17 protein-coding genes are annotated in these 25,717 nt (G+C 61.4%); 8 read left to right on the top strand and 9 right to left on the bottom strand.

Annotated features, from left to right (window positions below):
- Positions 1 to 11 precede the first annotated feature (11 nt).
- Genes IG75_RS0114990 through IG75_RS38260 form a run of 3 tightly spaced genes read left to right on the top strand, consistent with a single transcriptional unit; the run spans position 12 to position 1,630 of the window.
- Positions 12 to 404, top strand: a complete 393-nt coding sequence (locus IG75_RS0114990; protein ID WP_030521879.1) for a hypothetical protein — start codon at positions 12 to 14, stop codon at positions 402 to 404.
- A gap of 5 nt (positions 405 to 409) precedes the next feature.
- On the top strand, positions 410 to 1,009 hold the full coding sequence (locus tag IG75_RS38265) for a DUF3558 domain-containing protein (RefSeq protein ID WP_082853950.1): 600 nt from the start codon (positions 410 to 412) through the stop codon (positions 1,007 to 1,009).
- 12 nt (positions 1,010 to 1,021) lie between these two features.
- Entirely contained in the window at positions 1,022 to 1,630 is a 609-nt protein-coding gene (locus tag IG75_RS38260; RefSeq protein ID WP_081876879.1) for a DUF3558 family protein, read from the top strand.
- Between the two features lie 68 nt (positions 1,631 to 1,698).
- On the opposite strand, the gene IG75_RS0114980 is transcribed toward IG75_RS38260, so the two are convergent.
- Both IG75_RS0114980 and IG75_RS0114975 read right to left on the bottom strand, forming a co-directional pair.
- Complete coding sequence (locus IG75_RS0114980) at positions 1,699 to 4,032, bottom strand: TPR repeat domain-containing protein (RefSeq protein ID WP_030521878.1); 2,334 nt, start codon at positions 4,030 to 4,032, stop codon at positions 1,699 to 1,701.
- Entirely contained in the window at positions 4,019 to 4,342 is a 324-nt protein-coding gene (locus tag IG75_RS0114975; RefSeq protein ID WP_030521877.1) for a hypothetical protein, read from the bottom strand. Before IG75_RS0114975 ends, IG75_RS0114980 begins: the two co-directional genes overlap by 14 nt.
- Before the next feature lie 178 nt (positions 4,343 to 4,520).
- Here IG75_RS0114975 and IG75_RS0114970 point away from each other — a divergent pair, with 178 nt between their 5' ends.
- Genes IG75_RS0114970 through IG75_RS38250 form a run of 5 tightly spaced genes read left to right on the top strand, consistent with a single transcriptional unit; the run spans position 4,521 to position 9,875 of the window.
- Complete coding sequence (locus IG75_RS0114970) at positions 4,521 to 6,284, top strand: hypothetical protein (protein ID WP_030521876.1); 1,764 nt, start codon at positions 4,521 to 4,523, stop codon at positions 6,282 to 6,284.
- A complete protein-coding gene (locus IG75_RS0114965; RefSeq protein ID WP_030521875.1) occupies positions 6,281 to 7,060 on the top strand; it encodes an ESX secretion-associated protein EspG in 780 nt (259 codons plus the stop codon). The genes IG75_RS0114970 and IG75_RS0114965 overlap by 4 nt, the downstream gene beginning before the upstream one ends.
- Before the next feature lie 50 nt (positions 7,061 to 7,110).
- Positions 7,111 to 7,518, top strand: coding sequence for a transposase (locus tag IG75_RS40880; RefSeq protein WP_425594457.1), 408 nt, complete (start codon positions 7,111 to 7,113; stop codon positions 7,516 to 7,518).
- A 42-nt stretch (positions 7,519 to 7,560) separates the two neighbouring features.
- Complete coding sequence (locus IG75_RS38255; protein ID WP_081876878.1) at positions 7,561 to 8,547, top strand: DNA cytosine methyltransferase; 987 nt, start codon at positions 7,561 to 7,563, stop codon at positions 8,545 to 8,547.
- 11 nt (positions 8,548 to 8,558) lie between these two features.
- Positions 8,559 to 9,875 carry a DNA cytosine methyltransferase gene (locus IG75_RS38250; RefSeq protein ID WP_063045278.1) on the top strand — a complete coding sequence of 439 codons (1,317 nt, stop codon included), beginning with the start codon at positions 8,559 to 8,561 and terminating at the stop codon, positions 9,873 to 9,875.
- Here IG75_RS38250 and IG75_RS0114945 read toward each other — a convergent pair.
- The 7 genes from IG75_RS0114945 to IG75_RS0114915 all read right to left on the bottom strand — a co-directional run bounded on the left by IG75_RS0114945 (position 9,844) and on the right by IG75_RS0114915 (position 25,194).
- The gene (locus tag IG75_RS0114945; protein WP_030521873.1) at positions 9,844 to 10,731 is read right to left on the bottom strand and encodes a DUF6339 family protein; all 888 of its coding nucleotides are present in this window, start codon (positions 10,729 to 10,731) and stop codon (positions 9,844 to 9,846) included. The genes IG75_RS38250 and IG75_RS0114945 overlap by 32 nt on opposite strands.
- Positions 10,728 to 11,603: a hypothetical protein gene (locus IG75_RS0114940; RefSeq protein ID WP_210436809.1), complete on the bottom strand. Its 876-nt coding sequence runs from the start codon at positions 11,601 to 11,603 to the stop codon at positions 10,728 to 10,730. The genes IG75_RS0114945 and IG75_RS0114940 overlap by 4 nt, the downstream gene beginning before the upstream one ends.
- Before the next feature lie 110 nt (positions 11,604 to 11,713).
- Positions 11,714 to 13,849 (bottom strand): helix-turn-helix domain-containing protein, encoded by a 2,136-nt coding sequence (locus IG75_RS0114935; RefSeq protein ID WP_030521871.1) that lies wholly within the window; start codon positions 13,847 to 13,849, stop codon positions 11,714 to 11,716.
- Positions 13,850 to 13,984: 135 nt separating this feature from the next.
- Positions 13,985 to 15,823, bottom strand: a complete 1,839-nt coding sequence (drmB, locus tag IG75_RS0114930) for a DUF1998 domain-containing protein (protein ID WP_051714573.1) — start codon at positions 15,821 to 15,823, stop codon at positions 13,985 to 13,987.
- Entirely contained in the window at positions 15,810 to 18,971 is a 3,162-nt protein-coding gene (locus IG75_RS0114925; protein ID WP_030521869.1) for a helicase-related protein, read from the bottom strand. The genes drmB and IG75_RS0114925 overlap by 14 nt, the downstream gene beginning before the upstream one ends.
- Positions 18,968 to 20,488 carry a nuclease-related domain-containing DEAD/DEAH box helicase gene (locus tag IG75_RS0114920; RefSeq protein ID WP_030521868.1) on the bottom strand — a complete coding sequence of 507 codons (1,521 nt, stop codon included), beginning with the start codon at positions 20,486 to 20,488 and terminating at the stop codon, positions 18,968 to 18,970. The genes IG75_RS0114925 and IG75_RS0114920 overlap by 4 nt, the downstream gene beginning before the upstream one ends.
- Positions 20,485 to 25,194 carry a sacsin N-terminal ATP-binding-like domain-containing protein gene (locus IG75_RS0114915; RefSeq protein WP_030521867.1) on the bottom strand — a complete coding sequence of 1,570 codons (4,710 nt, stop codon included), beginning with the start codon at positions 25,192 to 25,194 and terminating at the stop codon, positions 20,485 to 20,487. Before IG75_RS0114915 ends, IG75_RS0114920 begins: the two co-directional genes overlap by 4 nt.
- Between the last annotated feature and the right edge of the window lie 523 nt (positions 25,195 to 25,717).

Raw genomic sequence — 25,717 nt, 5'->3', positions numbered from 1 at the left:
GGGTCCGATCGATGAACCAAACCGCAATCGACTACGGCCAAGCGCAGATCACAGCCTTCAGCAACGCCGCGGCCGCAGGAGAAATCAGGTATGAGCCGGACGTGGCTCGCCAAGCCGCTGCCGAATATCAAAAGGTGATCATCGGTCTTCAGGAGATACGAACTCGTCTACAGACGGTGGCCGACCCGCAGGGCTTCGGTGGCTTCCAATCGTCGACGGAGTTGCAGCAAGGCTTTGCGCAGAAGACGGTGGACGGTCTCGCGGTCCTCAACCAGCTTATCGAGGGGGCGATGACGCTTCAGGAAGCATACCTTCGATCCGGCAACCTCATTACCGAAGCAGACCAGACGAATGCCATGCTGACGCAGTTCGTAGCGGACAACAGTGGACTCGGAGAACCGTGAGAAGCATGAGATCAGCCGTTGTGCCGGCTCTGCTGGCCGTCGTGCTGGCCAGCGCCTGTAGTGCCAACAGCGATGAGCCCGCCACTCCGCCGACGCCATCAGCCGGCGCTACTACCCCGAACATCGCCGTATCCGTTCCGCCGACATCAAGTCAGGTCAACCAGGGCCGCGCCCCGGTGAACCATGATCCATGTCGTGAACTCGGAGACGACGTCGTCACCACGGCTGGATTCGACCCCCGGACGCGCCAACGGATTGATCGGGTCTTCGATACATATTCATTCGTCGGGTGCCAATTCGATCATGAAGAGCGCGACCGGTTCGGAATCGTTTCGCCGACACGGACGCTGTTCGTGAACTCTACAAACATTACGCTCGAAGAGTTCCGGGCGCGAGAAGGGGAAAGTGCTACACCAACTCAGGTGAACGGGCGTGAAGCCATCAGTTACCTGAGTCCTGAGGCAGAGGCTTGCTACGTTGTCGTAGAGACGGGATACGGAACCCTGAGCGTCGGTAAGAGCGTCGCCGGAGCGCTCACTCAGGAAAATCCCTGCGATAATATGACGCAAATTGCCTCGAAAATCGATTCGTCGATGCCCGACTGACAGGATCGTTCAATGAGAATTATCTCCGCTGTGTATCCTGTTGCCCTGGTCGTCATCCTTTCGGCTGGTTGCTCAGCTTCGGAGAAGCCTGACGCGCCGACCGCCTCCTCGCCTCGGTCGACCGCGCCGCCGGTGATCGCGATATCGGTCCCCCCGGTGGCGCCTCTGCCGGGAGCCGGGCAATCATCCAAGGTGGCCGACCCCTGTCTGGTGCTGGGTGATGATGTGATCGAGCGCCTCGGTTTCGACCCCCTCACCCGGGCGCGGAACGAAGAGACGCCATCTGCGCATGTGTTTGTCGGTTGCAGCTTCGAGGGGCGGGGGCTGGCCTCGGCGCCTTCGCAGTCGTCTGAGCTGACCGGCTTTCTCCACGTGACCGCATCGAGCATGACATTGGACGAGATACGAGATGGAATAAAGAACGAAAGCGATACCGAAGTAGGCGGGAACGAAGCCATAAAATATGTCTACGGCGACGAAAAAATATGTGATGTAGTCATCGAGCGGCCCTACGGGACTCTATCTGTGCGTAGATCGGTTGTGCGATCGGGTTCCCAACAGGAAGCCTGTGCTGGAATCGAACCGATTGCTGAAGAAGTTTCATCCCATCTTCCTGGATAGGGAAAAGCCCGCTTGCTGCAGTAGAGGCCGAACTCCTCTGCAGCATGCGCGTGGATCGTCCCGTTGGGCTACGGTTTATCTCGTTCGACGACATTTATCCTGTAGGACTGACCGTAGTCGGTGACGTACTGGTCCAATCCTTGCTTATCGGTGAATTCCTTGAAGATATCCCAAGTGGTCCTATCTCCGCGGATGTCCCCAAAACTCATTGGGCCATTTTCCGTCTGCAATTCTGCTGGGAGTACTCCGGCGGAATATGCCGCATTCAGGACAGCCTCGTTTGCGCTTATCACGGCATCGACATTCATCATCTGCTCATCCGGCCGGTTGAGGAATTGGTACTCCGGATTAGCTCCGAGCGCCTTCTCCACCGCTTTTTGAACCGTCTCGCCGGCTTCGACTCCCGCGACTCCGAGTCCGGTTTCGACAGGCTTGACGACACCCACGGCCGTATCGGTTAATCCTCCAGCCACCTGCGCACCCAGCATCTTCGCCCGGTGAAGAGCATCAGTGGGGTTCAGGACTTCCTCCCCCTTCATCTGGTCCTGATGGATCAGCGCATCCCAAATAGCTTTGTCAGCGCGGCCGGAGAGTGCACCGACGTCACTGTCATCCAATCCAGCCGTAACATCGCCCGGATTGTTTCGCATCGCCTCGGCGAGTTCATCGATACGGTACCGCTCGATCGCGGCAGTCAAAGTGACCCGGCCTTCATCGCTGTAGCCCGCGAGTTGCATGAGGCGGTTCGCTTCCTGCGCGCTCCATTCGACTCGGCCGTCGGGGTAGACGGTCGTGGCGTCGAAACCAGCCGCCATTCCGGGAATGCTTACCGACTCCAGATTTTGTGAAACAGCGCGACCTATCGCCGCGGAGAGTTCTGGACTGTTTGCGATGCCTTCTTGGCTCTTTTGCCATACAGCATCGTCGTCGGAAGGGGCCAGCATCGCACCGAGGCCCGCGAGCGCCTGCCGACCTCTCTCACCCCGTGGATCATCGGCAGGCAGAGATGCCTCTTCGGTGATCCGGTTGACCATCGTGGAAGCCGCGACCCCGTTGTCGGAATCCGACCAATCATGGCCGAGAAGGCTACGAACGGTTTCCTCCGGCTTGTAGCCTTCAGGCATTCCCTCGCCTGTCCAGATCTGGTGGCTACTGTCGTCGTTACGCCCCGCGATACCGAGTAGTTGTGCGGCGGCATCATCACGGCCATCCCAGGTGTACTGGTCCTGCACCATGTCCGATGATTTCAGGACCATCTGGGTACCGAGTTCTGTACCGGGCTCGTAATCGGGGTTGGCCTCACCCAATAGCGCCGCGAGCGCGTTCGTGTCTTCCCATTGTTTCTGCAAACCCGCAGCCGGCCCACCTGGCACATCGGGCTCGAGGGGATCCGGATCGGTACGCCGGGATTCGAGCAGCTGCCGAACATCTTCAGGAAGCTGCTGGTAACTGCCCGGACTCGTCAGCGTTCCGTCGGGGTTGCGGCCCGTGCCGATGTCCTCGTTGCTGACCACCATCAGCCCATTGGCCAAAGAGTCGAGTTGACCAGCGGCATCGGGGTTCCCCGCGGCCTCCTCGGTCCGAAGTTGCTCGCTCAGCGCCAGGATGCCGTCCTTGCCGGCCGCTTGGTAGAGGCCGCGGTAGTACTCCTGAACGTCTGCCGGCAGGTTATCGACCTCGCCACCCTCCGCCAGAATTCTTAGTTGTTCGTCGGTGAGCGCTCCTTGGGGCAGGCGGCCCGCGATTTCCTCGAGTACTTCGGTGTTCTCCTTGTCCGGAAGAGAACCATTGGCCCACGCGGCGAGTGCTTCGCCGTCGTCCTTCCCCAGTTCACCGGAGTCATTGGGTGAAATCGAGGTCACCGAGACCCCATCTCCGACCAAGTCGCCTCTCACTCGGACCTCTTGAGCTGCGGTCGTTATCCCCAGGCCCACTTCGCTGATTGCGTTGGCGAAGCTGTAGTAGGCCGCGTTGATCGCGTCCTGGTGGATATGAACTTTGTCGGTGACAGTCTGCTGATCCTGTTGGGACAGGCCGGTACCTGTACCTGAGACGGCCCAGTTGTCGGCCACCTGCAGTCGGACCGGACACGTCGGATCGTTCTCGGCCTCGTTTACTTTGCCGAGCAACAGACGGCGTTCGTTGGCCAGCCGCTGGTCTGCGTTTCGCAGTGCGGCCGCCACGTCGCGGATCTCCTGGGAGAGCCTGCGGCCCTGGTCGTGTTCCTCGGTGAATCGGTCGGCTGCTGCGTCGTGCGCCGCCCCCGACCAGTTGGTGCCGGTGAAGTGCGGGAGCATTCGCCCGAGTTCTGTCTCGTAATGCTGGGTGTCGGTGTCGAGTTCGGCCGCCCACTCCGAGAGCTTCGCGGTGTTCCAGGATTCGACCTGCTTACGGGTTGGCATGCTGTCCGCCTCCAGGAATCCGGAAGTCCATGGTGTTCAGCTTGTCTTTGAGCTGCTGGTCCGTGGTGTTCATATCGTCGGCGCACTGCCTCACGATCTCCGATAACGACTGCATCCGGAGGGCTATACGCAGCCATGCTCCTTCGGTGAACTCGCCTGCCTGCGCACAGATCGTTCCGAGGTTGCAGCCTGGAAGTGCCGCCCCGAGCTGGTCGCCAGTGGTGCGCACGTCTATCTTGTCGATCTCACCGCTGATGCTGTCCAACGTGTCGGCCAGCTTCTTCAGCTCGTCGATATCAGCTTCGAGCATGCGCCGATAACCCCCTCGAACTCTCGGCTCCGTCGGCTCGGACGGTTGTCAACGAACAGATGCGCTCAGACGATATCCGAGCGCAAGTAGGCGAGCCAGCGGGAGGTACGCGCTCGTTCGCTGTGCTAATCTCCGGCCAGCGGGCTTGCCTGGAGCGCCCGTGAGCGAAGGGGGCTTTGTGAGCGAGCAGGGGCTGCCGGAGATTCTGCTGCCGGGTGTCGGTGACTATGTGGCGAACCCACAGTCGCAGACTGCCGTCCAGCAGACCACGGAGGCGCAGGACCGGGTCGCGTCCTGGGACTCCGGGCTCGCCGATCTCGGTGCCGGCACCGACCCGGATTTCGTCACCACCATCGAGCACTTCGAAGGCATGACCCATCAGGCCCTGTATCAGGCTGTCCACGGCCAAGGCGGGATGGACGCGGCCGGTCTACGGACGCTGCAGCAGGTGTGGCGGGAGAACTATTCGGACCTTCTCAATCTCACGATGTTCAACCGGCTGGGCCTGAACCGGATCTTCTCGGACGGCCTGTGGACGGGCGCCGCCTCCGATGCCGCACAGGTGGCGTCGGAACGGTATGCATTGGCGGCCAATCAGATCGGGCAGGTTTTCGCCTCCGTGGCGGACCGTCTCGACGCACTGGCATGGTCGGCCGAAGCGGTCCGCGCAGCGGTGCAACCGCCACCCGGTACGGCAGTGCTGTATGCGGACCCCGACGACCCCAGCCAGTCCGTGCTACCAGGCCTGGTCAATCCAGAGTTCTCGGATCAGGATCGAGCGGCCCGGGAACTGGCGCGGCAGGAAGCAGTGCGCGCTCTCAACAATATCTACAAACCGACTTACCCACCGGCCGGTTCCGGTGTACCCACTTATGTATCCGTTTCACAGATCGCCGGTGATGTGCCCGGTGCGCCGGGCGGGAACAGCCCGGGCGCGCCGGGGTCCCCGGTAATGACTTCCACAACTCCGCCCGGTCAACCCGCCTCGCCGGAAGAACCCGGAGAATCGACTACCCCCGCCAGCGATACCCCGGCCGGTCTCGATCCCAACCAACTGGGCGCGCTGGAAGGCCTACTGCCCGAAAGCGGCGAAACCCCGCAGGATCCGGCCGCGACCACCACTGCGGGAGTCACGCCGAGTACCACGACCATGCCGGGCGGTCCGGGGCTCGGTACACCAGCACCGACTGTGGACAGTCCGGACCAGCCGGGTCGCACGGTCAACAGTCCCGGGGGGCCGGGCGCACCTGGCACGTCGACCACCCAGCCCGGTGCTACGGCGACCGGTGCTCGGGGCGCGTCGCCCGCCGGCCGCAGCCCGATGACGCCCATGGCGCCAGGTGCCGCGGCGAACCGCCGCCAAGAAGACGACAACGAGCACACGGCTCCGGACTACCTGCGCCGCGTATACGACGAGTGGACCGAGGGGCTCGCACACCCGGAGGGTGTGATCGGCGCAGACCTGGCGTTCGAGTCGGACCCGAGCGCACGGCCCTCCAGGCCGAACTCATCTGTCGACGGCGAGTTCGGGACGTTCGTAGACGATTTCGCGCGCCCCCCAGTTGTTCCGGACGGCACGCGGGCCGCTGGGATGTCGGTGACTGCTGCCCAGACCGGCTCCGCTGCTCCGGCTGCCTGGCCGAACCCCAACCCGCAGTTGGTCAATTTTGCGGAGACATCGCCCATCGCCGCGCAGCCTGTCCCACCGGCACCTGCGCCCGCTAGAGTTCCGCCGCCGTCGATAACGGACCGAACCGAACACCCTGCCCCACAGCCGCATCCGGCGAAAGCCGAAACCACAGCACCAGCCGAAAGCAACGGTTCGACCTCGGACACTGCGGCAGCCGACGCCACGAGTCCGGTCGAACCGGAGATCTTCACAGTGACGGGCCGCGGCCCGATGATGGACCTCGACGCCCCCGGTAACGATTCACCCAAATGACAGACCACTCACAGCAACGTTGGATTCTCACCCCGGACGAATTCGCCTGGGTGTGGATGGAAACAGGCAGCGATCTCCATCCAGATCCGATCAGCGTCGTCGAATCACCCGCTACCGAGGACGAATACCGCCTGCTGACCCGGGAAATCAGCGTCCGATACCCGCGGGGCGGCACTCCGAACCTGACCGAGGCGCTCCGTACTCTTGCCGATCCCGACCTTCGAATCATCGGCACCGGCTACTCGCATCAATTCCCTGAGAAACGTCTGCGCGTGGTGGCGGCGGCGGTCGGCGAATCCGGCGCGGTCGCGGTCCAGCGCTCCGGCCCGACCGTGGAAGCCGGTGGTGATATCCAAGTGCTCACCACCACTCGGTCGATGCTGGCTCGTCATGTCGCGGCGGCGATGCCGCCCAATACGGCCGGACCAGCGGAACGGATGATCGGCTACACGCCGCGGATCCGAGGTGACGAACCACCCGCCACCTATTTCCGGGATAGTGCGGGCCGGGCGCCGATCGAGGAACGAATCCGTGCTTTCCTCCGGGCGCCGCGGGCGGCGGAAGGCCACTTCACCATCGCGACCCACGTGTCACATGGGGTGCCGCCGAGTTATCTCAGCTGGGTCGATATCCGGGAAGATCGGCCGTCTGCGGGTCGGTACCTGATCGCGGTCAACGAAAACGACACGACGGTCGCCCCGGCCTCCCGAGAGGATATCGAACGGCACCTCACCCACCGCGCCGAGCCGGGATCTGTGTCTCGGCGTGACTTCTAGCTTGAGTTTTAACCTCTGAACTGGTGTCTTGTGATCCTGGGTAAGTATGGGTGAAGCCCTTGGTTGATCATGTTCTTGTGCGACAGAGGGACTTTGGAAACCAAAGGCTTCAGTTGAACAGCGTTCACGACAACGGGTGTGCTGGCACAGTTGGGGACCTCTTAGCGTTTCGGCGGGAGTTGTATCAGTGCCTGACCCGGCGGGCGGATGCGGTGTTCGATCTGTGCGATGCGGTGTTGTGGGCGGACGGGTCAGTCCGGTCACTGCCGGAGTTGTCGCTGATCGGCGAGCATCGCCGGGGGCACGGCAGCATCTATGTGGCCCTGGACCGTTGCCGCGTAGGTATCGCCCGGCTGCGGAGGGCACTGGTCTCGCTTCCGCCGCCGCGAGCCGGGGACGGCCGGCTGGTTCTGGCGGTGGATATCCAGCCTCCACGATACGAGGGGAATCGCAGATGAGAGTATGTAGAGAAGGGATGAACGAGTCAGGAAGGGGGCCTGATGGTCGGACCACGATTCATCGATGTGTGTGCGGGCGCTGGAGGATTGGCGTTGGGGTTGGAGCAGGCGGGATTTGAGCCGGTCCTTCTCCTGGATAACAAGCGGGTGGCGTGTGACACGCTTCGCTTGAACCGGCCGACATGGGAAGTTCTCGAAGACGATTTGCGAGAGTATGTCCCTTCGCCGACCCTGCGGGACGTGGACCTCTTGTCGGCGGGCTTGCCGCGGGTGAAATCGAGTGCAGGAGGGACTCGATCCGAATGGGACGACGAACTGTCCCTGGTAAAGGCGACCGTATCCCTGATGCATGAGATTCAGCCGAAGGCTCTACTGCTCGAAAATGTGCCGAACCTTGCGACGGCACGCGAGTACGAAGATATCCGTACATTCGTTCGGGAGGAACTCGAGCATCTAGGTTATCGGTTCATGTGGTTTGTGCTGAATGCGGCCGACTTCGGCGTGCCGCAGGATCGCAAGCAGGGTGTGCTCGTCGCCCTCGCGAAAGTTTATTTCGAAGCGTTCCGTCCGCCGGCGCCAACTGTACGGGAGCATCGGTCGGTCGGCGCCGCACTGGGACCGTCCATGGCTTCCCGAGGGTGGTCCCGAGCCGAGCAGTGGGCGGCCCAAGCAAATCGCGTCGCACCCACTCTCGTGGGTGGCTCCGAGAGGCGAGGCGGTGCGGACCTGGGTCCAACGGGTTCGAGGAGGGCGTGGGCAGGTATTGGCGTTGATGGGAGTGTCCTTGCTGATATGGTGCCTGGCCCCGCCTTCACCTGGGCTCCAGAACAAGGCCGCAGCGGTATGGTTAGAATCACGGTGGACCAGGCTGCGCTTTTCCAAGGGTTTCCGCCAGAATGGAAATTTGCTGGCAGGAAGACGGCACGGTACAGGCAGGTCGGGCACGCTTCGCCACCACCGGTGGGTAAGGCGCTCGGTTGTGCGATCCAGGCGGCCCTGGATGCACCGAAAAGCGTTGTCGCCGGCTAGACTTCACGCCCATGACCGACCAGGGAGCACGATTCAGTCACATGAGCGACATTCGCGTTCTTGACCTTTTCGCGGGCCCGGGGGGTCTCGATGTGGCGGCACACTTCCTGGGGTATAAGAGCATCGGTATCGAGCTGGATTCGAATGCGTGCGAGACGCGCTACGCGGCGGGACTGCCGACGATCCATGCGGACGTGACGGCGATGCGCGAGACCCGCTTCGACGAGATCCCCAAGTCGGTCGACATCCTTACCGGGGGGCCACCATGCCAGTCCTTTTCCGTCGCCGGGAAGGGAGCCGGTCGTCGGGCTCTGGACACGGTGAAAAAGTTCATGTCGCGGCTCGTCGACGGTGAGGACGAGGCGCAGATCGACAAAGAGTTGCGTGATCTCGACGACCCTCGTACCGCACTGGTTCTGGAGCCGCTCCGATGGATCATCAAAGCCCTCGAAACCGACGGCCGCGATCCGTACGAGGTGGTCGTCCTCGAGCAGGTACCTCAGGTCATGCCGCTGTGGGAACTCTATGCAGAGTTACTCCGCGGTGGTGAAGGGCGGCTCTCTGGCGTCAAATACGAAACTGAGACCTGGAAGTTGAAGACCGAGGAGTTCGGGGTGCCGCAGACTCGGACACGGGCCGTATTCGTAGCACGTCGCGTGGAACACGGACCCATTGAAAGGATCAAACGGACACACTACGCCTTCGATGTAACTCGGCGTAAGCGCCGCGCCGCGCAAGCCGAACCATTGCTGAGCGACTTCGCGGTTCCTCGGAGCCCCGCAAACTGGATTTCGATGGCAGAGGCCCTGGAAACTGCTAGCCAGCTGCCTGATTCGCCCGTAGATATATCCCGGTTGCAAACAGGCAAAGATCTGAAGTTTTTCGTTGTTTCAAACTACGGTTCCGGTGGAATTCCGACGAACAGAGGTCAACGCTTATCATCTGAACCGGCTTTTACGGTAACTGGCAAAGTTTCCCGAAACAGGATCTATAAGAGCCAAGAAGATTACAATTCCGGGCGTTGGGACCGTTTCACACTCCCGGAATCCGGAGTTCTGCAGACCTTTCCCCATAACTTCCCGTGGTCTGGAAAAGACCAGGCGCAGCAGATCGGTAATGCTGTTCCGCCTTTGTTGGGTATGCACGTACTCAGTGCGGTATTGAATGGCTGCGCACCCGGTCCAGAGCAGCTCGCCGCGGCGAATACCTGGCCGGCGGTGTCCGAAAGCACCTCCGAAGAACTACGGTGGGTCGGGTGCGGTGATCGAAACCAGTGTCCTCCCAAGACACACAGGGTTATTCACTCGGAACAGGATTCCGCCCCCTGACCGGAGCTTCGTTGAACAACTCAGCGAAGTGGCCGACGAGTTTCTCGACCGAGTCAGCCGGAGCTTGTTCTTCCTCCGGCCCTTCGGGCAGGTCGTTCCTCGGTGAGGGCAAGGCTCTCTCTGCATCTGCAATCCAGTTGCGAAGTGCCTCGCCGTCTCGATCCACATCGGGAGCGAGGACGTCGTACATGAGCGTTGCCGCTGCGGCATTGACAGCCGTGGTCAGGGCATTGACTTCACGGCCGGTACGCACGGTTCCCTGTGTCATCAGTTTGACGAGCGCCAGCGCGGTTGGCCGATGGTCGATGACATCTAGACGAAGAGCAGAGTTGAGCATGTCCTGGTTGCTGCATGCCACGACGACCGGTTGATAGTCGGGACCGTCGCGGAAGAGTTCGGCCGCCCACCACAGCCGCGCGAAGGTCTGCTTGAATTGGGGGCCAAGGAACTTGTCGCGCGCAACGCTGCTGCGCCGGCCGTTCGACTTGGGCTCGGGCATATGCCGCCAAACAACATAATCCGGCGCGACCCCGAGAGCGACGTAGGTCCAGAAGCGCCTGTCGGCCGCTTCCCGTCGAGTTAGCCGAAGGGTTTCGTGCAGGCGCGGTGCCAGCCAGGCATCCGCGGCGGTAGGACGTTCGTCGCGAAACCTGTTCATCGCATCGTGAATCAACTCCCGGACGCGACGTGTATCCATGCGTCGATCATTGACCGGAAGTTCGTCCGCGACCTTGTTGAGCGCAATGGACTTGACGTCTTCCTGTCCCTCGAGTAGTCCCGTCGAGAGGAATTCGGAGGCCTGCGCGTCGGATAGCAGTGCCAGCCGTTCCGGAAGGTATTCGGGGCACGCCGTCATGGGTGAATCTCCTGATCGAGTTGTGCGATGCCACGGACAGTAGCCGCGAGGGTCGTCGGAACCCCGGCTCGACGTGCGGCGGCATACTGAATGCGTGGTTGGAGGTCCGCCCAGTTTCCATGACCGGCCCGCCGCGCATGCACCTCGCGCAGCGCATCCTGGAGGGATCGGCTGGGGAAGATGTCCGGGAGCATCTCGCGCAGTACCGCACCTCGCCAGTCAGGCGGAAACAGCGGTGTCCCATCGTCTTCAATTTCCAGATCGCCGATAGCAGTGTGGAAGACGGATGTCCAGACGTCGGCGCATACCTGGGCCAGCAGCATCTTCCCCACCATCTGCTCGGTCTTCGAGCCCTGCCCTTCGATCAGGGCGACCAGACCGTCGAAATCCGAGTTCACGCGGAGGACAGGCATACTGCCCGAGGTATCCACAACCCATGGTGTGTCACGCAGGCTCGCGAGCCATCCAGTGCTGCGCGCGAAACTCACCGTGTTGAATTCGATCTCACGCTCTCTGATCGGACTGTCGGATGTCAGGTCGACGATCCACTCCCGGTCGCTGGAGCCGATGATCCGGCCTGCGACGCCCTTGACGGTCGCCACAACATGGACGAACAGGGAGGCTCGGTCCAAGTGGTCATCGCGCTCGAATTCGAGCTCGCCCGTCCATTCCTTGCCGGACGTATCCGGTCTCAGGCGCGTTACCGTGCGGGTGCTGGTGGCCCCCTCGGCGAGAATCGCGACAACCGCAATGTCGGTCCAGTCGTTCGTCCGCGCTACTTCACGATCGGGCACGGTTGCGGTCAGGGCGATTCGAGCGGTGTGCCAGTCGTTACGTTCGGCTCGACCGAAGGCGACGACCTGTTCGATCACCGAGTACGCCTTGGTGTCCAGCTGTTCACGAGCGTCTCCGGGCCCGCGTAGTCGGACGGCCGTGACCCGTGCGGTCACCGGCCCAGCGAGCCGCGGGTAGGGGTAGACCCTCATCGATCGCCCCCTTTGCTTTCCTGCAGTTCCACCACGAGACCGGTCAGTCCGGCCCGCACCGGATGCGTGGATACGTCGGTGGTCCCCTGGAATGTTGCTCGACGAGAGTTCGGCTTGAATTCCAGTGCGCCGCCGTTCAGCTGGCAGTTTCGGACCGGGACGAGCTCGGCCCACTGCACCACGGGGCGAGAACCGGAGCGGACCTCGAGCTTTGCGACGGGATACATGCGCCACACCTCGCCATCGGAGGGCACTTTGACTTCCGCCGTGACTTTCCAGGCGCCCGAGGCGTCGACCTCGGCTTCCAACTCGGCCAATTCGGGCGGAGTCGATCTTCCCCTTGTCTTGGCCGGTGACTTTCCGGAGATCTTCAGGCGGCTACGTACGTTGGATTGGCCGTTGCGCTTCTCCTTTGGAATGGCGACCAACTCGCGTACAGCGCGATTGGTTTCCGTGGTCAACGCAGCGATTCGGCGATGGGCAGAGGGGGAGTAGCGCATGCGCAACTCCTCTGTCTGGCCCCACTTATTGTGTTCGGGCGGTTCGGCGGCACGGAGAAATTCCTCTGTCCCGTCGGCGAACGGGGCACCTTCTCCTGCGGCAAGACCGGCGAGCAGAACTGCCTGAAATGGATTGGTGCCCAACGGTAGGTCGGTGACCCGGCTGGTCTTGACGGTCATACGGTTGCCACGCATTGCCGTGACCTGATTGATCTTGCCGTCGGTATCGGTGGCGTCGGTGACAAGTAGGACGGCTGGGTGCTCCCCGGCAGTGCCGGCACGGCCATCGCGATGGGGAAGCCGCAGGGTGACAGTGGTCTGTGCCACTTGGCCCGCCTCGACGAGCCGATCCACTGTGGTGCCGGTGAGGAACGCCTCCAGCGCGCGGGTCCGGGCTGGTTGATGTACATGCGGATCGACGTGCTCTTCTGCAAGGAATTCCGTGCCGTTGCGCAATGTCCGCACGGATGCATGCAGCAGGGGCGGCTGGTCGGATCCCGCCGTCATGGCCGCCCAAAAGTTGCGACCGAGCGCCTGTACCAGTCTGCGGTGCATACGCTCCAGATTGTCTTCGTCTTCCTCGGCGTCACCGTCGAGTTCCAGACCTGCCGCAGCGAGGCTGGCCACATCGTGGGCCCCAACGATCAAGAAGGATGTGCCCGGTTCATCACCGTCACGCGTCAGATGGAGTTTTTCTACCGTGTCCTCGGTTGCCCACCACGACCGGACGACCTTCGAATCCCCCTTCTTCGGATCCGGCGTGCCTAGCCATCCCGGGCCCGCGAAGCCTTTTCCATCCACTTCACGCCACGGTAGATCGAGCCGTCCGATGACACGTCGTTGCGTCTGTCCCTCATGCGGTTCGGAAAGGGTGGAGTTGATGAGAACGAGCCCAAGTCTGCTGGTGGCCCAGAGGGTAGCTTTGCCCAGTCCGTACGATCCACCAGCGGACTGATCCGTCTTGCGGCTCTCGAGTTGGCGCCGGACTACGGCGGCGAAGCGCCCATCGCCGTAGTCGTCGCCGGTCAAGCCTGTCGCATTATAGTCATCTATGCGCAGCAGGACTAGACGGTCGCGCTCACCCATCATGTCGCGCAGTCCCGAGCCGATCATGCGTCCGACCTTCTGGTCTTGTGCGGCGGCTGCTCTGTAGTGCGGGAGGAGGTCGTCCCAGCGGATCGCCGTGCGGAACCGGTCGAGCGTGGCACCGGTCAACTCATGAAGGGTGTAACGGACGCGAACCGGCTCGTCATTCTCCTTGATCCGCTCGTCCAAGCTGTTCTGAGTCGCCTCGCGTGCCAGAATCTCGAGATCGGCTTCGAAGGCGAAAGCCGCGGCATTGCCGAACTCTCTGCCACCGTCTCTATGTCCTGGACGGTGGTACCAGGAAATTTCCAGCCTGCTCGACTCGGCGAGGATATTGCCGGATACCGGAAGGATCTCACCTTCATTCCTCATGATCTTCTCCGCCTGGGCCACGACATCCGGGCGAGGCTCGGACCGCCCGTCCAGCCAGGCGCTGATGACTGCCGGATGTACCCCCAGCCGTTGCGCCAGGTCTTTCGGGTCTGTGCCTTTGCGTCGAAGACGCCCGGCCAACCATTGACCTCGCTCGGTCCTGTTCGAGTCCAACGCTCCTCCTCGCCTGCCGTATGACCTCGTGTTGCTGCACTACCGGTGTGCGGCTACGACGCGGAGATGACAGATCTATCCTGCGTTCCAGATGTAACCTTGCGAGCAACATGGCTTTCGATGCTCGTGCCGCCGTCAGTCGACCTCGAGGAAGCGTCCGACGTGAGTGCTGAGTGACTGCCGTACCTCGGGTAGCACCTTCTCCAAGAATCCCGGAACCTTGCTTCCACCGAGTACCAATTGACGGTCGAGTAGACGGTTGCCCGATTCGCAAGATGTCTCGCTGATGAGCGTGCAGCCGTGGCAAGCCGAGAGGTTGAGGTGTGCGCTGCCCTGCCGGTCGCTTTCGATGCAGACGGGGTCGTTGGAACAGATGTCGGCATCATCCAAAGCCGAGATGAGCAGCGGGATAATTCGTTTCGGCTCACCGAGCCGCACGAGCCCTCCCAGGGTTCCCTGAGCATCACCTGCTGCAGTGTAGATCAGGACGCCCGCCATGGGATCTGGCCCGTCCGCGTTGGCGTAGATCCGCTCCTGGAGGGCTGCCGACGAGTAGCCGCTGGCGAATGCCAGGCGACGGATGAGGAGATGGGCGAGGGTGTGCAGGGCGATGAACCGAGGGATCGGTACATCGAGTCGCTGCGCCCACGGCGCCTCTTGGCGACGTTTCCCCAGAATACCGGCCCGGGCCTGAACCTTGTCGAGACGTTCCCAAGTCGCGGCAGCCTCTTCGTCGAACTGGAGAAAGATCCCCTCGCCGTACAACTCGATGGCGGGATACACCGGCTGCCTCTTTTGGTCCGGTCCGAGATCAACATGGATGAGCGCTGAGTCCGGGGAGTGCCGACGGAATCCTCGGAGGGCACGGACTTCCCGCACGCGCCGCACCTGTCCGATTCCAGCGATCGTGTCGGCCAGTGTCTTCGGCCCGGGAGTCTCGCCCGACAATTTCCACCCGTCGACGACGAAGTCGCTTCCCGTACGGTCCCGGCCGCTGCTCATCTTCTTGACGAAAGCCGCCCATTCTCCATCTCGCAGACCGGCGATCGATTCATCCAGCGACATACCATTGCCTGCGGCGAGGGCAAGAACAGCGTCGTGCGACACACCGAGTTCTTCGGCGATCCAACCGGCTACGACCTCCGCCTGCGGGCCGCCGTTGTCTGCAACGACCTTGTCGAAGTAGACATGGCTTCGGATGCTGGACGCCAACTCCTCGGATTGCGGCGTCTCTTCCGGGATATCGAGGGCTGAGACTCGGTCAGCGATATAGTTTCCGGTCGCACCACGCTGAACCGCGACCAGGTGGTGGTCACACACATCCCTGGCGGCTTCCTCGTCCTCCCAAGGTTGCCGCCCACCGCACTTGATGCCGTCTCTGTGAAGTGCGTCTTTCCCGACGAGCTCGGACAACGGCCGCGAGCGTTTGCATCCACCGCAATTGATACGCAGCGAGGCAAGGCCCTCACCGTGTTTTGCCGATCGGACGAATGTGAGCTCCTTGTAGGCGCGACAGAATCGGACCTCCTCCGTTACGCCGGCATCACGACCTCGGTGCGCCCACATGAACCACGGGATATCCTGTACGTGGCTTCCTTTTGTGCAAACTGCGATATACCGCATGGGAACGAGTCCGCCGCCACAGTTGCAGGTATTGGTCCAGCGGCCCTTGTGTTTGCCGGTGAGCATCGAGAGTTTCGAACACCGCTCGCAGAACCGCCAGGCAGGGAAGCGCCAGTACAGCAACCCCTCTGTCTCCTTCGCTGCCCGGCCGGCATGCGTCGGAGGTTGCCTCAGTTCGCCGGGGCCGAGTCGTGCGAGAAGCCGATCGCAGCTGATCCGGGGCGAGTGTTTTCGATCCCACCACGATGTGTCGGGAGCGATGAGGGACTCTCCGCGCACGTCGACGATCGCACCGACGCCGAACGGCGTGATCGTCTCCGAAAGCCGCAGATCATGCCTAATCTTTTCCACGAATGATCTCCTCGCGTGGCTCTTGCACGGACACAGCGACGTTCGGTTCGACCGAACGCATGGAGTCGGCTACCAGCCACCCCTCGTTGGGTTGACCGAATCGCTTCAATAGGGATTCGTCGGTGCCTGAACGGCGGTCGTAGCGTAGCGGGTTGTTCTGCTCGCGTGCCTGTGCGGCGCGGCGGTCCCATTCCCGCAGGAGGCTTCTCAGCTCATCTTGGGTCTCGTCCTTTTCGATGGCATCGGATCGAGATACGAGTTCGAGGAGCCGGGTGACGTGCTTGTCGATGGCCTCGGCCAGCCCGGCGTTCTCGAGGTCGAGCGTGCCGGCAGAAGTATCGGCGGCGAGCGACGGGAACGAGTGCCTTATCAGTGCTACCAAGGCTCCTGCCAGCGAGCGCTGCCGTGAGGACAGGGACCACGGAGTGACACTTGTGGGTTCCACGCTACGATATAGTGCGTCGTGGTAGCCGCGGAACGTCTCGAAGTGCGAACGGTCGCGCGCGCGATTCGATCGGAACAGGGTCACCACGATACCGCTGTTCTCGCCGCGCCCCACACGGCTGGTCGCCTGGATGTACTCCGCTGTGGTCTTCGGCTGTCCGACCATGAGCATGAGTGCCAGGCGAGAAATGTCTATGCCCACGGAGAGCATATTCGAGGAAAGGACCACATCGATCGCTTCTATCGAATCATCCACACTCGTACGCAGTTCCCGGAGATCATTGGGCAATTCCTCGGGCCGTCGACGACTGGTCAGTTCCAGTACCTTGTCTTTTCGTATCCGTCGCAGCGGAAGCCCAATCCGTTCTGCGCGAGTCTCCAAACGGCCGTTCACGTCATCGACGACGAGGGTGCCGGTTCGTCCGAGCTCTCGAAGAGAGTTATGGTACATGACCAGCGTCCAGTACGCGTCACGTGAGGTGAGCGGCTCCGGCTGCGCATCCACGACCGCAGGCAGTTCGGCCAAAGGTGCCGCAGCGGCCACCAATGCGGTCACCTGCGGCAGCGACTGAGGCATCAAACCGATGTAGAGACGGCCTGCTCCACTCTCCACCGGCCGCGAGAAGAACGTCGTATCGTCGTCGAGACCCGCCGGGGGGTACAGCGCGACGTCACGACCGTAGAGCCCTTTGATCTGCTCTTGCGAGGCCCGAATTGTTGCGGTGGATGCAACGATCTTCGGCCTGGTGCCGTTCTTGCTCAACAGAAGCTGAATCACCGCGTCGAACACGGCGACCGTGGTCCCGAGTGGCCCGGACAAGAGGTGCAGCTCATCCTGAATGATCATGGATGGCTGGCGGTAGCTCGTATCGAGTCCGAGCAATTTTCCGGCTTCGGGCTTGAACTGCAGTCGCGCGAACTTGTCGACCGTTGCGAGGAGGATAGTCGGAGGCTCTTCGTACAGGAGGTCGTCCACGACCGCCAACGGCAATTCCGTGGCGAAATGGCAGTTCCTGTCCGTGCAGTGGATGACGATATCCCGACCGACCAACTTCATGCCGTACCGGCCCGGGTCATCTGACCTCTGTCTCGGTACGAGCGGTGTCAGACACCAAGGGCAGCTCTCAACCTGAAATTTATTCGCTTCCTCGGGGCGAGTTGCCTTGAGCAACCGTTCGAGGGCCGCTTTGGCATCGGAGCGCGTTGCGGGAGTCGCTTCGTTGCCGACCCACAGACCGATGGAGAACCGGGCCATACCCTTCACCCTGGGGTCGGAACCGCGGAGGATCTCCATCGCGCAGATGAGGGCAGCGGCGCGCTGGAATTGCTGGGCGGTCAAGAGTCGCAGGGTATAGCGCGTAATAATCGCTGTACCGGCACCTTTCATGCCATGAAGAAGACGGCGCCGAAATATCTCGATTGCCGCGAGACCGAGGTAGGCCTCTGTCTTTCCACCGCCCGTCGGAAACCAGATCAGATCGACCAGACCGCGATCAGGGTGGTCCTCTTCGATGGTCGATGCCAGGGACACAAGCAAGAATCCGAGCTGGAAGGGACGCCAGGCCGGCTCACCTGGAGGTTTGCTCCGGTTTACGGCAGCCTGCTGCATCTGAAGTCTCATAGCCGCCATGCCGAGCGCGAACGCTTCGCGGAGAGCTGCCTGATCCGAGTTCCGCAGCAGTTCGATGCCTGCAGCCATCCGGTCAGCCGCCACCCGCGAGCGTCTGATTGTGTCGCGTGCGACCTCGGCCTGGTCGCCGAATGTCTCGACGCGAGACTCCTGAACCGACACCCAGGTCGAGAATGCGGCAACGAACGCGTCGAGCAGCGGCAGCACCGCATCGGGCTCGCTGTCGATACGCGACAGCACGTCGAGACGCAGAGCACGAGCTTCCTCCGTGTTTGCATCGAACCCGGTGGTCTCTACGCTCGGAACTATGAAAGACGGGAGTGGCGTGAGGAATATCCTGGTGCAGTGGCCGGACTCCGCTTCCCAGTCGGCGGCCATGCCGTGGCCTACGGCGTAGACCGTGCGGTTCCGATAGCGCAGGCGAAGTTCGGCAGACTCCCCATCCAGATCAAGGGTGCGGTTTGTGTCGTATTCGATGAACTGAGCGCCGTCGGGGGTGCGGACCGCGAGGCCGACCTGGAATAGCATGCGGTCGATGTCCAGTTTGTCGTTGCCAGTTGAGGTTTCGGTCAGTCGCACATGGACCGTGACCAGATGGGCGTCACCATAACGCCGCCAGCGCGATCCGATCTCGATGGGCACCTGTCCTGCCGTAAACCGTTGTGGCGGTCGGTCGGCGCTTACTACCACGTTCAGATATTCGAACGGGCGGCGGCGCCATCGAGGCGGCCCATCGTCGGAGATCGACTCGTACGTTCCTCCCGAGAAGTCGCAAACGGCGGCATCCGAATCGGTCACGAAGGAGATGGCGATGGAAGAGGGCCGCCAGTCCTCGGGCAGTGGGACCCCGGCGCCGTCTTCCTCGACATCGCCGGTCGGGACCGCTGACGAGAGAGCGGCGGCTTCGTCTGCGACTTCCGAAGGCGGCGGTTTCGAATCGATGGGAAACAACATCCCGATCGAGTACTGCAGATTCGGTCTGTTCTGCAGTACTTCGTCTTCGCCGTGCTCGGGCCCGACATAGGCAGCGCGAAGGTGGTCGAGAGCGAGTTTCTGTCCGCTGGTGAGGGTCACTGCGCTGCCCCTTGCTGTCGAAGAAGTTCCTGAAGGCGCCGCTTGTCCTTGACCGACGCGACGATATGAAGGGAGACGCGCGCACGCGTCACCGCGACATAGAAGGCGGCGATCCCCGTGTCATCGTAATTCTCCGGTAGGTCACACACGATCACGTGTTCTGCTTCGAGCCCCTTGGCGTACCGAGGACTGGTTACAGTGATCCGGTCGTGCGTCGACGAGGGCTCCGCTGTTGAGGAGGCGCTGATGATCCAGATTCCCGATCGCGAGCACCCGTCACCGATCAGGCGCCGAGCAACCTCTGCCGCCTGATCGACGTCAGCGGCGCCCTCGGACCATCGCCATTGAACTCTGTCGCCGTGGACGATTCCTGGATCGCCCACATCTGCGCCGAGATACTCCTGGACCACATGCACGATCGCTCTCGTGTTGCGGACGTTCCGTTGCAGGTCGAATGACGGTGCCTCGGTTTCGACCAAGTCGTACACGTCCTGGTCGAAGCGGCCATCGACGTGGGCCTGGTTGTTCGGATCGAGAAACATACGCCACCGGCCATCGGAACGGCCGCCCGTAATGACCGTGTCCAACCGGTCCATTGCCTCCGCGTTCATGAGGTCTTGTGCTTCATCGATCAGAACAACGTCGTAAGTCTTGCTGTCCGTCAACTCGTCGAAAGGTACGAGATCGATATCTCTGTCCGCAATGAGCGGAGTGAAAAGCTTGGTGAGCGCGGGGGAATGGAATGTGATCAGAACAGACCGGCCGGCGTCGGCTTCCTGTTTGGCCGCCTCGGCAAGCACCAGCGATTTTCCGGTTCCGGCGCCTCCCAGCACCAGCATTCTTCGATTCCGGGCCAGCGATGCGAGCACGCGCGCCTGTTCCTCGGTGGCTCTGTTCTGCTCTTCCAGCACGGCGCCTCGTTGAGCATCGATCACCGGCATACGGGTGAACTCGCCGAAAAGCCGATTCCGCAGATCCTGACTGCGGGCCTTCTTCTCGCCGTACGGCGCCTCTCGTCGCGTCTCGGCGATCGCAGCGAATGCAGCGGTCAAGGCGTCGACGCCCACATTGTCCTTCGCCAGCCAGTGAGTCGCCTTCCACTCGATCGAATGGGGCGGAGCATCGATGTCAGGGGTGATGACGACCGCCTCTTGGGCGAACCACCCGACCCCTTCGCCTCGGAGAATGTCCTGCAGGGCGAACATTGCCGAGCGTGCTTGCTCCATGGGGGATGAGGTCAGTTTATTCCAGTCCCCTCGGCGATCGACGGAGTACCAGACCCCGTCGTACTTCTTCACACCGCCGCCCTTGACCTCTACGACGATGATCACGTTATCCCACAGAATTACGAAGTCCGCTTCCGCCTGCTGCTTATACGCGTGTGACCGCAACTTCACCGAGTAAAACGCCACGGCATCCGGCGGGCCGGCGATCCGATGCAGGAGCGAGGCGACTCGGCGTTCCGCCTCGCTGTCGGCGATTCGGAGAATCTCCGGCAGGTCCGGAATCAAAATCATGCTTTCCCCTTGTTCCACAGGTCTTCATACTCGCGGAAGCCGAGCAGATCGTTGATATCTCCGAAGTTGTCTTCCATGTCGACGATGAGGCACTTGTCCTTGCCGCCGTTCAGAGGACCGCGAAGTCCGCGGCCTGCCATCTGGATGTATGCGCTGGGGCTGAATGTCGGACGTGCGATGTAGAGCGCGCGGACACCAGGCGCATCGAACCCTTGGATCAACACATCGCAGTTGGTGAGCACACGGATCTCACCGTCCTGAAACTGCTGGATGATCTCTCGGCGTTCCTGTCGCCCCGTCTGACCACTGACGGACGCTGCGCTGCGACCCTGGTAACGAATCATCGCCGCAAGGACTTGGGCCGAGAGGACATTCGGAGTGAACACCAGTATCGGCCACTCCTGATCCTGGTCCAGGATATGGCTGAGCAAAACCGACATACGCGCCCGGTCCTTGGCGATCCTGTCCAGGACGACTTGATTGACGCGCCCCATGCGCGTCAATTGGTCACGCTCCACCTTCGAGAGCGTCACTTCAGCGCCCGGGAGCACCTCATGTTTTACGTGGGCAAGGAATCCGCGTTCGGCCAGGATCTTGTAGGGGTTCTCATCGAATGCGCTGATCTTGGTGTCACCAAATCTACCGGCGAGACTTCGTGTTCCCGATTCTGACCTGCCCTTGAAGGGCGTCGCCGACAACCCGACAAGTGGTCGCTCCCATCCTCGGCCCGCGACACCCAGCCAAGCCAGAATTCTGGTGTAGCGTTCCGAATCGCCGGCGCGATGTGCTTCGTCTACTACCACCGCGGCCGGCTCTTTCAGCCAGGAGTACTCGCTGTCATCAAGCCTGATTATCTCGTCGAGCTGTGCATCCGTAGCTACGATCACACCGAATTCTGTTTCGGGGCGGTGAACGTCGTTCCCTTCCCAGAGACGACCGATGGTCAGCGGATGTTCGGCGCGGATGCCGCGCCACACCATACTGAAAGTCTGAACAGCTTGTTCACATAATTCTTGGGACTGAGCTATCCAGAGGACGTTGCCGCTCGTTTTACCCTCGATGAACAGGCGGAGGATCGTTTCCGAGGCGACCCGGGTCTTTCCCGCGCCAGTCGGGAGTTCGACCATGGCCTTGCGTGCGCGCCCCTTATCGTCAGGCTTTGTAAGGATTTCGCGCAGTTTCAGGCTGATTTCCTTCTGGAAATCATGTAATGGACTGAGTTCGGTAACGCCGGGAATAACGAACTCGGCGTCTTGACGTTGAGCTCTACGGCCGGCGTATTTGGCGCTGAAGCCCATTTTTCGGAGCCAGGAAATCGTGGCTGCCCCGCCGGCCCATGTCTGCGGTACGTCTGGAAAACCTTCCCGCCTGAAAAGTTCCGCAAGAAATTTGATGGCATCCGAGCCGCGGACCGTCAGGTGCAGCTCCCCGACGGAAGTTGAGGAATCCACCAGGTTCTGGGCTTCGAGCGCTTGCCACAGCCCTTTGGGAAGCTCCTCACGTAGGTCGTCTTCGCCGAAGTAGATCTCGAGTCGCTCCGCATCGGTGGTCGCAGCCTGGGCAGCTTGGCGGATTTGTTCGAGGCGATGGTCCAGGCCGACCTGGCGGACTTTGGCGAGTTCGGCATTGTTTAAATTCAGCTCGAAAGCGTCATTCACGATCTTGAGCAGGCGCTCCTCGCCAGTGGCGCTCTGAACGAAGAGTCGCACTCCATCCGCCAGATGCCACTCGAGTGATTCGTCCTCGACCCCATGCTCCGTGGTGGTGTACTTCGTGATGTTTGCAGCACGAGTGACTGTTGCCGGCATCAATCTGTCGGCTGCGGCGGTATTCCGAAGTCCAGTGAGTACGTCGAGTATCGACTCGTCTGCCTGCTGTCCTTCCGGAACAACGGAGAACGTGAAGGCATCTTCGAACTTCCGGCACCCCACAGTTTCTACAACGTCTGCGGCTGTTTCCTCTGCGGCTACCAAATACGGTCGTTGCCGAGATATGAGGAACTCGCGCTCCTCATCTGTTACGGCTACGAAAACCGACTTTGTCGATCGTAATTCGATTGCACGTCCCACTCGAGCGGGGATGCGCGGAGGCTTTTTTCCGGGGTAGGCTATGCGGCTGGCTGAAACGACGAACTCGGTAAGGACGGAGTCACTTATCTTGCCGGATACAGATTCCGAATCGAGCCCTTCTCGGAGAACATCGGGGGGTACCTGTTCAAGCTCGTCTGGAAGGTTCAGAATATCCACCAGTGGCCGCGGGCCCATGAACAGGGGAAGAAATTCTCCATATTTCGTCAGCGATGGTGCGACCACTTCGCCGGGAAATCGGATCCCTTTCATTGATTCCACCAGGCCAGCTTTTTCGTAGGCCCACCGAACCGGGGATGGGACGGGAAATATATTGCCTGAGTCGAGGTCCTCGCAGTCCCATTCCTCATCGCCGAAGCCGAGTAGCTTGTATGTCCACGCAACGCGCAGTCGAAACGATGCTTGAGCTTCGTCGAGGATGATCAGCATGGAAAACGGCCCCGGTGATCTGCCGTTACTCGGTTGGACTGAAATACGTTCGAGCGGGCGCTCGCCAGGGCCGAGGCCCTCGTTGACGGTCTTCAAGACAGAGGAACAGTACTGTTCGTAGAGCGGTTCGTCTTCGATGCTGTATTTCCCGATGGGCTCGCGGACAACACCGATGGCGTGCGCGACGTCGGGAACGCATCGTGACCGATCGAGCTGTAAGTAGGCGTACTCCGCAGCCAGAGGCTCGTCTATGTCGATGACCCGTTGTGGCCACGACCAGCCGCCGTTGCAGGTGGGAACTTTGACCACCGTTCGGGAGTGGTCATTGATCACGCTTACCGCCTGTTGGACGGTGAGGTTGAGCGCAGCATCCCAAAGCCGGGACAGTTCGAGGTCGTCGGGCTCGGCCGACAAGTGGTATACACGAGCATTGAAAATGGCAATGGGATCAAGGTTTCGAAAGCCCTCCTTGCGAAGCAAAGCTTTGACACCCGGCTGCGCAAGAAATTGAGGCTCAACGAATTCGGCATTCTCGATGTCGATATCTTCTTCACGTTCAAGGAAGACACTGTCCTTGCTGTGCAATCCACATAATCCAGCCGTGGTCGGGATCACCTTTGCCTGCGCGAACCCGGACGGGTTCTTCTGGTTCAGGATGAACCTCAAAGCATCGGCCGCAGAGGAGAAGTCGTTGCCTTCCGCCCACTCCCTCAACCATGAAAGGATCCCACGTGTCGGTATATTCTCCAGTACGCGCTTCATATCATGGTCATCGCTGTCCGCAAGGCCGGAATCGAAACCGTAAGCCATCAGCTCGCGGAGGCGTGTCATTCGTTGAGATGAGGTGTAGCAACGCCAGTGGGGCACATCGTCGCCCGTATTGGGCGATTCGATCCATGTGCGATGGACGACCTCGTCCACTGTGACCTCCGTCCGGAGATCGAGTGGACGGAGGTCTTCGGCTCGCGCGAGCTCTCCGTGCGCGTCGGGGATCAACGCAACCCTGGCGTACTGGCGTGGGATTGCCGCATACAAAACGCTGTCGCCGAACGAACGCTCCTCGCGCCCACGCGCGGGCAGGTAATCCAGGTGAGCAGCGGGATCGGTGGGAGTACTGAGGCGAGGCAAGAGGTCTACGAACATCTCCGCCAGCGTCCTGAGTATCTCCCTGTTGTAGTCGTTGCGCAGCAGAGTCGTGCGGTCGTCGTTCACGCTCCAGGGCGCATTGAACAGCGCGGACGCCGACGTCTGGTCCTGGAGCGGGAAGTACGACCAGAATCGCCCGATGCGGAGCTGACTGTGGTTCACCGGCACGGCCACGGTGACCTTGACCGCGGAGCGTGAGACGGCCTCACCAACTTCTTTCCGGGCCTTGTGAGACGGCGAATGCATCCGGTCCTCGACGAGCCACTCGTCTCCGGTGCTGTCCGGGCGCTCGATCTTGAAGAGGCCGTTCCCGAGCTCCCGGGATACGTGACTCGTCTCGAAACCGTCTTCGCCGAGTACTCGGAGCCTCACTTCTCGTACGGAGCTGACGAACAAGAGAAACTCCGAGGAGAAGGACTCGATCTCGTTCCGCAAACGGTTGAGGTTCGTTGCATCGGGAAGCTTGACGACGGTTGCCGCCCACTCTGAGAGCTCTTCGAGAATGGTGTCCTCGGTGAAATGAGCGTGAGCGTCGATAAGGGTCGGTGTGCGCAGGACAGGGTATCGCTTGACCTGGCCTCCGACACCGGCGATCGCGTTCTTCGCCTCGGGTGAATTGAACTCGAAGGACACCGACCTGCTGAATACCTGAGGTGTTTCGGTGACCGCGAGAACCGATTTGAAGCCGAGACCGAATCGTCCAATCTCGTCACCGCGTTTGCCACTCAGGTGTGCATGCGCGATCGCAACCAGACCGTTTTTCGAGAAGGGGCGGCCCGCGTTCGCGCAGTAGAGTGTCCTGTTGTCTGGATCCAGGATGATCTCTACCCTGCCGGTAACGGTGTGATCGCCTGACATAGCATCAGCGGCGTTCTGCACGAGTTCTAGAAGCGTCCGGTTCGCATATCCGCCAACCCGAATGATCTCCTCGTGGTTGGCATGCTCGGTGATGAGGTTGCTGTTCGCCTCGTACGACTCGATCGCCCTGCGGAACTGTGCGCCAACTTCGCTGGCAAGGCCGCTGTCATGGGTCCATGGCGCCATAGCTCATGCTCTTTCCTGGGTCAGATAGTGCTCGAAATTCTGGATCGCAGGTGGCGAACTTGCGAATCGCGTCTCGACCGGCGTTGCAGAGCTTCGCCGATGTCGATAGTGGATGTGGTGGAGGGGGTTCGGTGGTGGTCAATGTTGGCGCGCGGCCGGAGCGATCCTGAGGCGATCCCGCGACATGGAGTCCTGCCTCGACGGCGTCGGCATCATCTCGTGCAGGTCGGTGCGGTCGAATTCGTGGTTCACCACCGGGCCCAAACTCCTCGGTCCTGTTTTGTCTGTTACGTCGCGGCAATCCTCCCCGGCGTGCTGGGAGGGGACGTCGCCTTGGTGATCGCCATCAGTGGCGTTGCCGTTACCCCCTGATGTCCCGATAGTGCCATATCTCCCTGAGAAATTGACGGGCAACGCCCGAATTCGGGTACGTTCTCGGTTGCTGGGGTAATGCTGAATGTTCGTGGACATTGCTGAAATGATCTCAGGCACAAGGCTTGTCGCGGCCGGCTACGATCCGGTC

The sequence above is a fragment of the Nocardia rhamnosiphila NBRC 108938 genome, from assembly GCF_000720425.1.
In the GTDB taxonomy this organism is placed as follows: Bacteria; Actinomycetota; Actinomycetes; order Mycobacteriales; family Mycobacteriaceae; genus Nocardia; species Nocardia rhamnosiphila.
Note: the sequence above shows the minus strand (reverse complement) of the source record. Positions and strands in the feature narration are given on the sequence as shown.

Coding starts and splice junctions, on each gene's coding strand:
- IG75_RS38260 (WP_081876879.1), top strand. CDS start 1,022: ATGAGAATTATCTCCGCTGTGTATCCTGTTGCCCTGGTCGTCATCCTT.
- IG75_RS0114990 (WP_030521879.1), top strand. CDS start 12: ATGAACCAAACCGCAATCGACTACGGCCAAGCGCAGATCACAGCCTTC.
- IG75_RS38255 (WP_081876878.1), top strand. CDS start 7,561: ATGGTCGGACCACGATTCATCGATGTGTGTGCGGGCGCTGGAGGATTG.
- IG75_RS38250 (WP_063045278.1), top strand. CDS start 8,559: ATGACCGACCAGGGAGCACGATTCAGTCACATGAGCGACATTCGCGTT.
- IG75_RS0114915 (WP_030521867.1), bottom strand. CDS start 25,194: ATGGCGCCATGGACCCATGACAGCGGCCTTGCCAGCGAAGTTGGCGCA.
- IG75_RS0114980 (WP_030521878.1), bottom strand. CDS start 4,032: ATGCCAACCCGTAAGCAGGTCGAATCCTGGAACACCGCGAAGCTCTCG.
- IG75_RS0114945 (WP_030521873.1), bottom strand. CDS start 10,731: ATGACGGCGTGCCCCGAATACCTTCCGGAACGGCTGGCACTGCTATCC.
- IG75_RS38265 (WP_082853950.1), top strand. CDS start 410: ATGAGATCAGCCGTTGTGCCGGCTCTGCTGGCCGTCGTGCTGGCCAGC.
- IG75_RS0114920 (WP_030521868.1), bottom strand. CDS start 20,488: ATGATTTTGATTCCGGACCTGCCGGAGATTCTCCGAATCGCCGACAGC.
- IG75_RS0114975 (WP_030521877.1), bottom strand. CDS start 4,342: ATGCTCGAAGCTGATATCGACGAGCTGAAGAAGCTGGCCGACACGTTG.
- IG75_RS0114965 (WP_030521875.1), top strand. CDS start 6,281: ATGACAGACCACTCACAGCAACGTTGGATTCTCACCCCGGACGAATTC.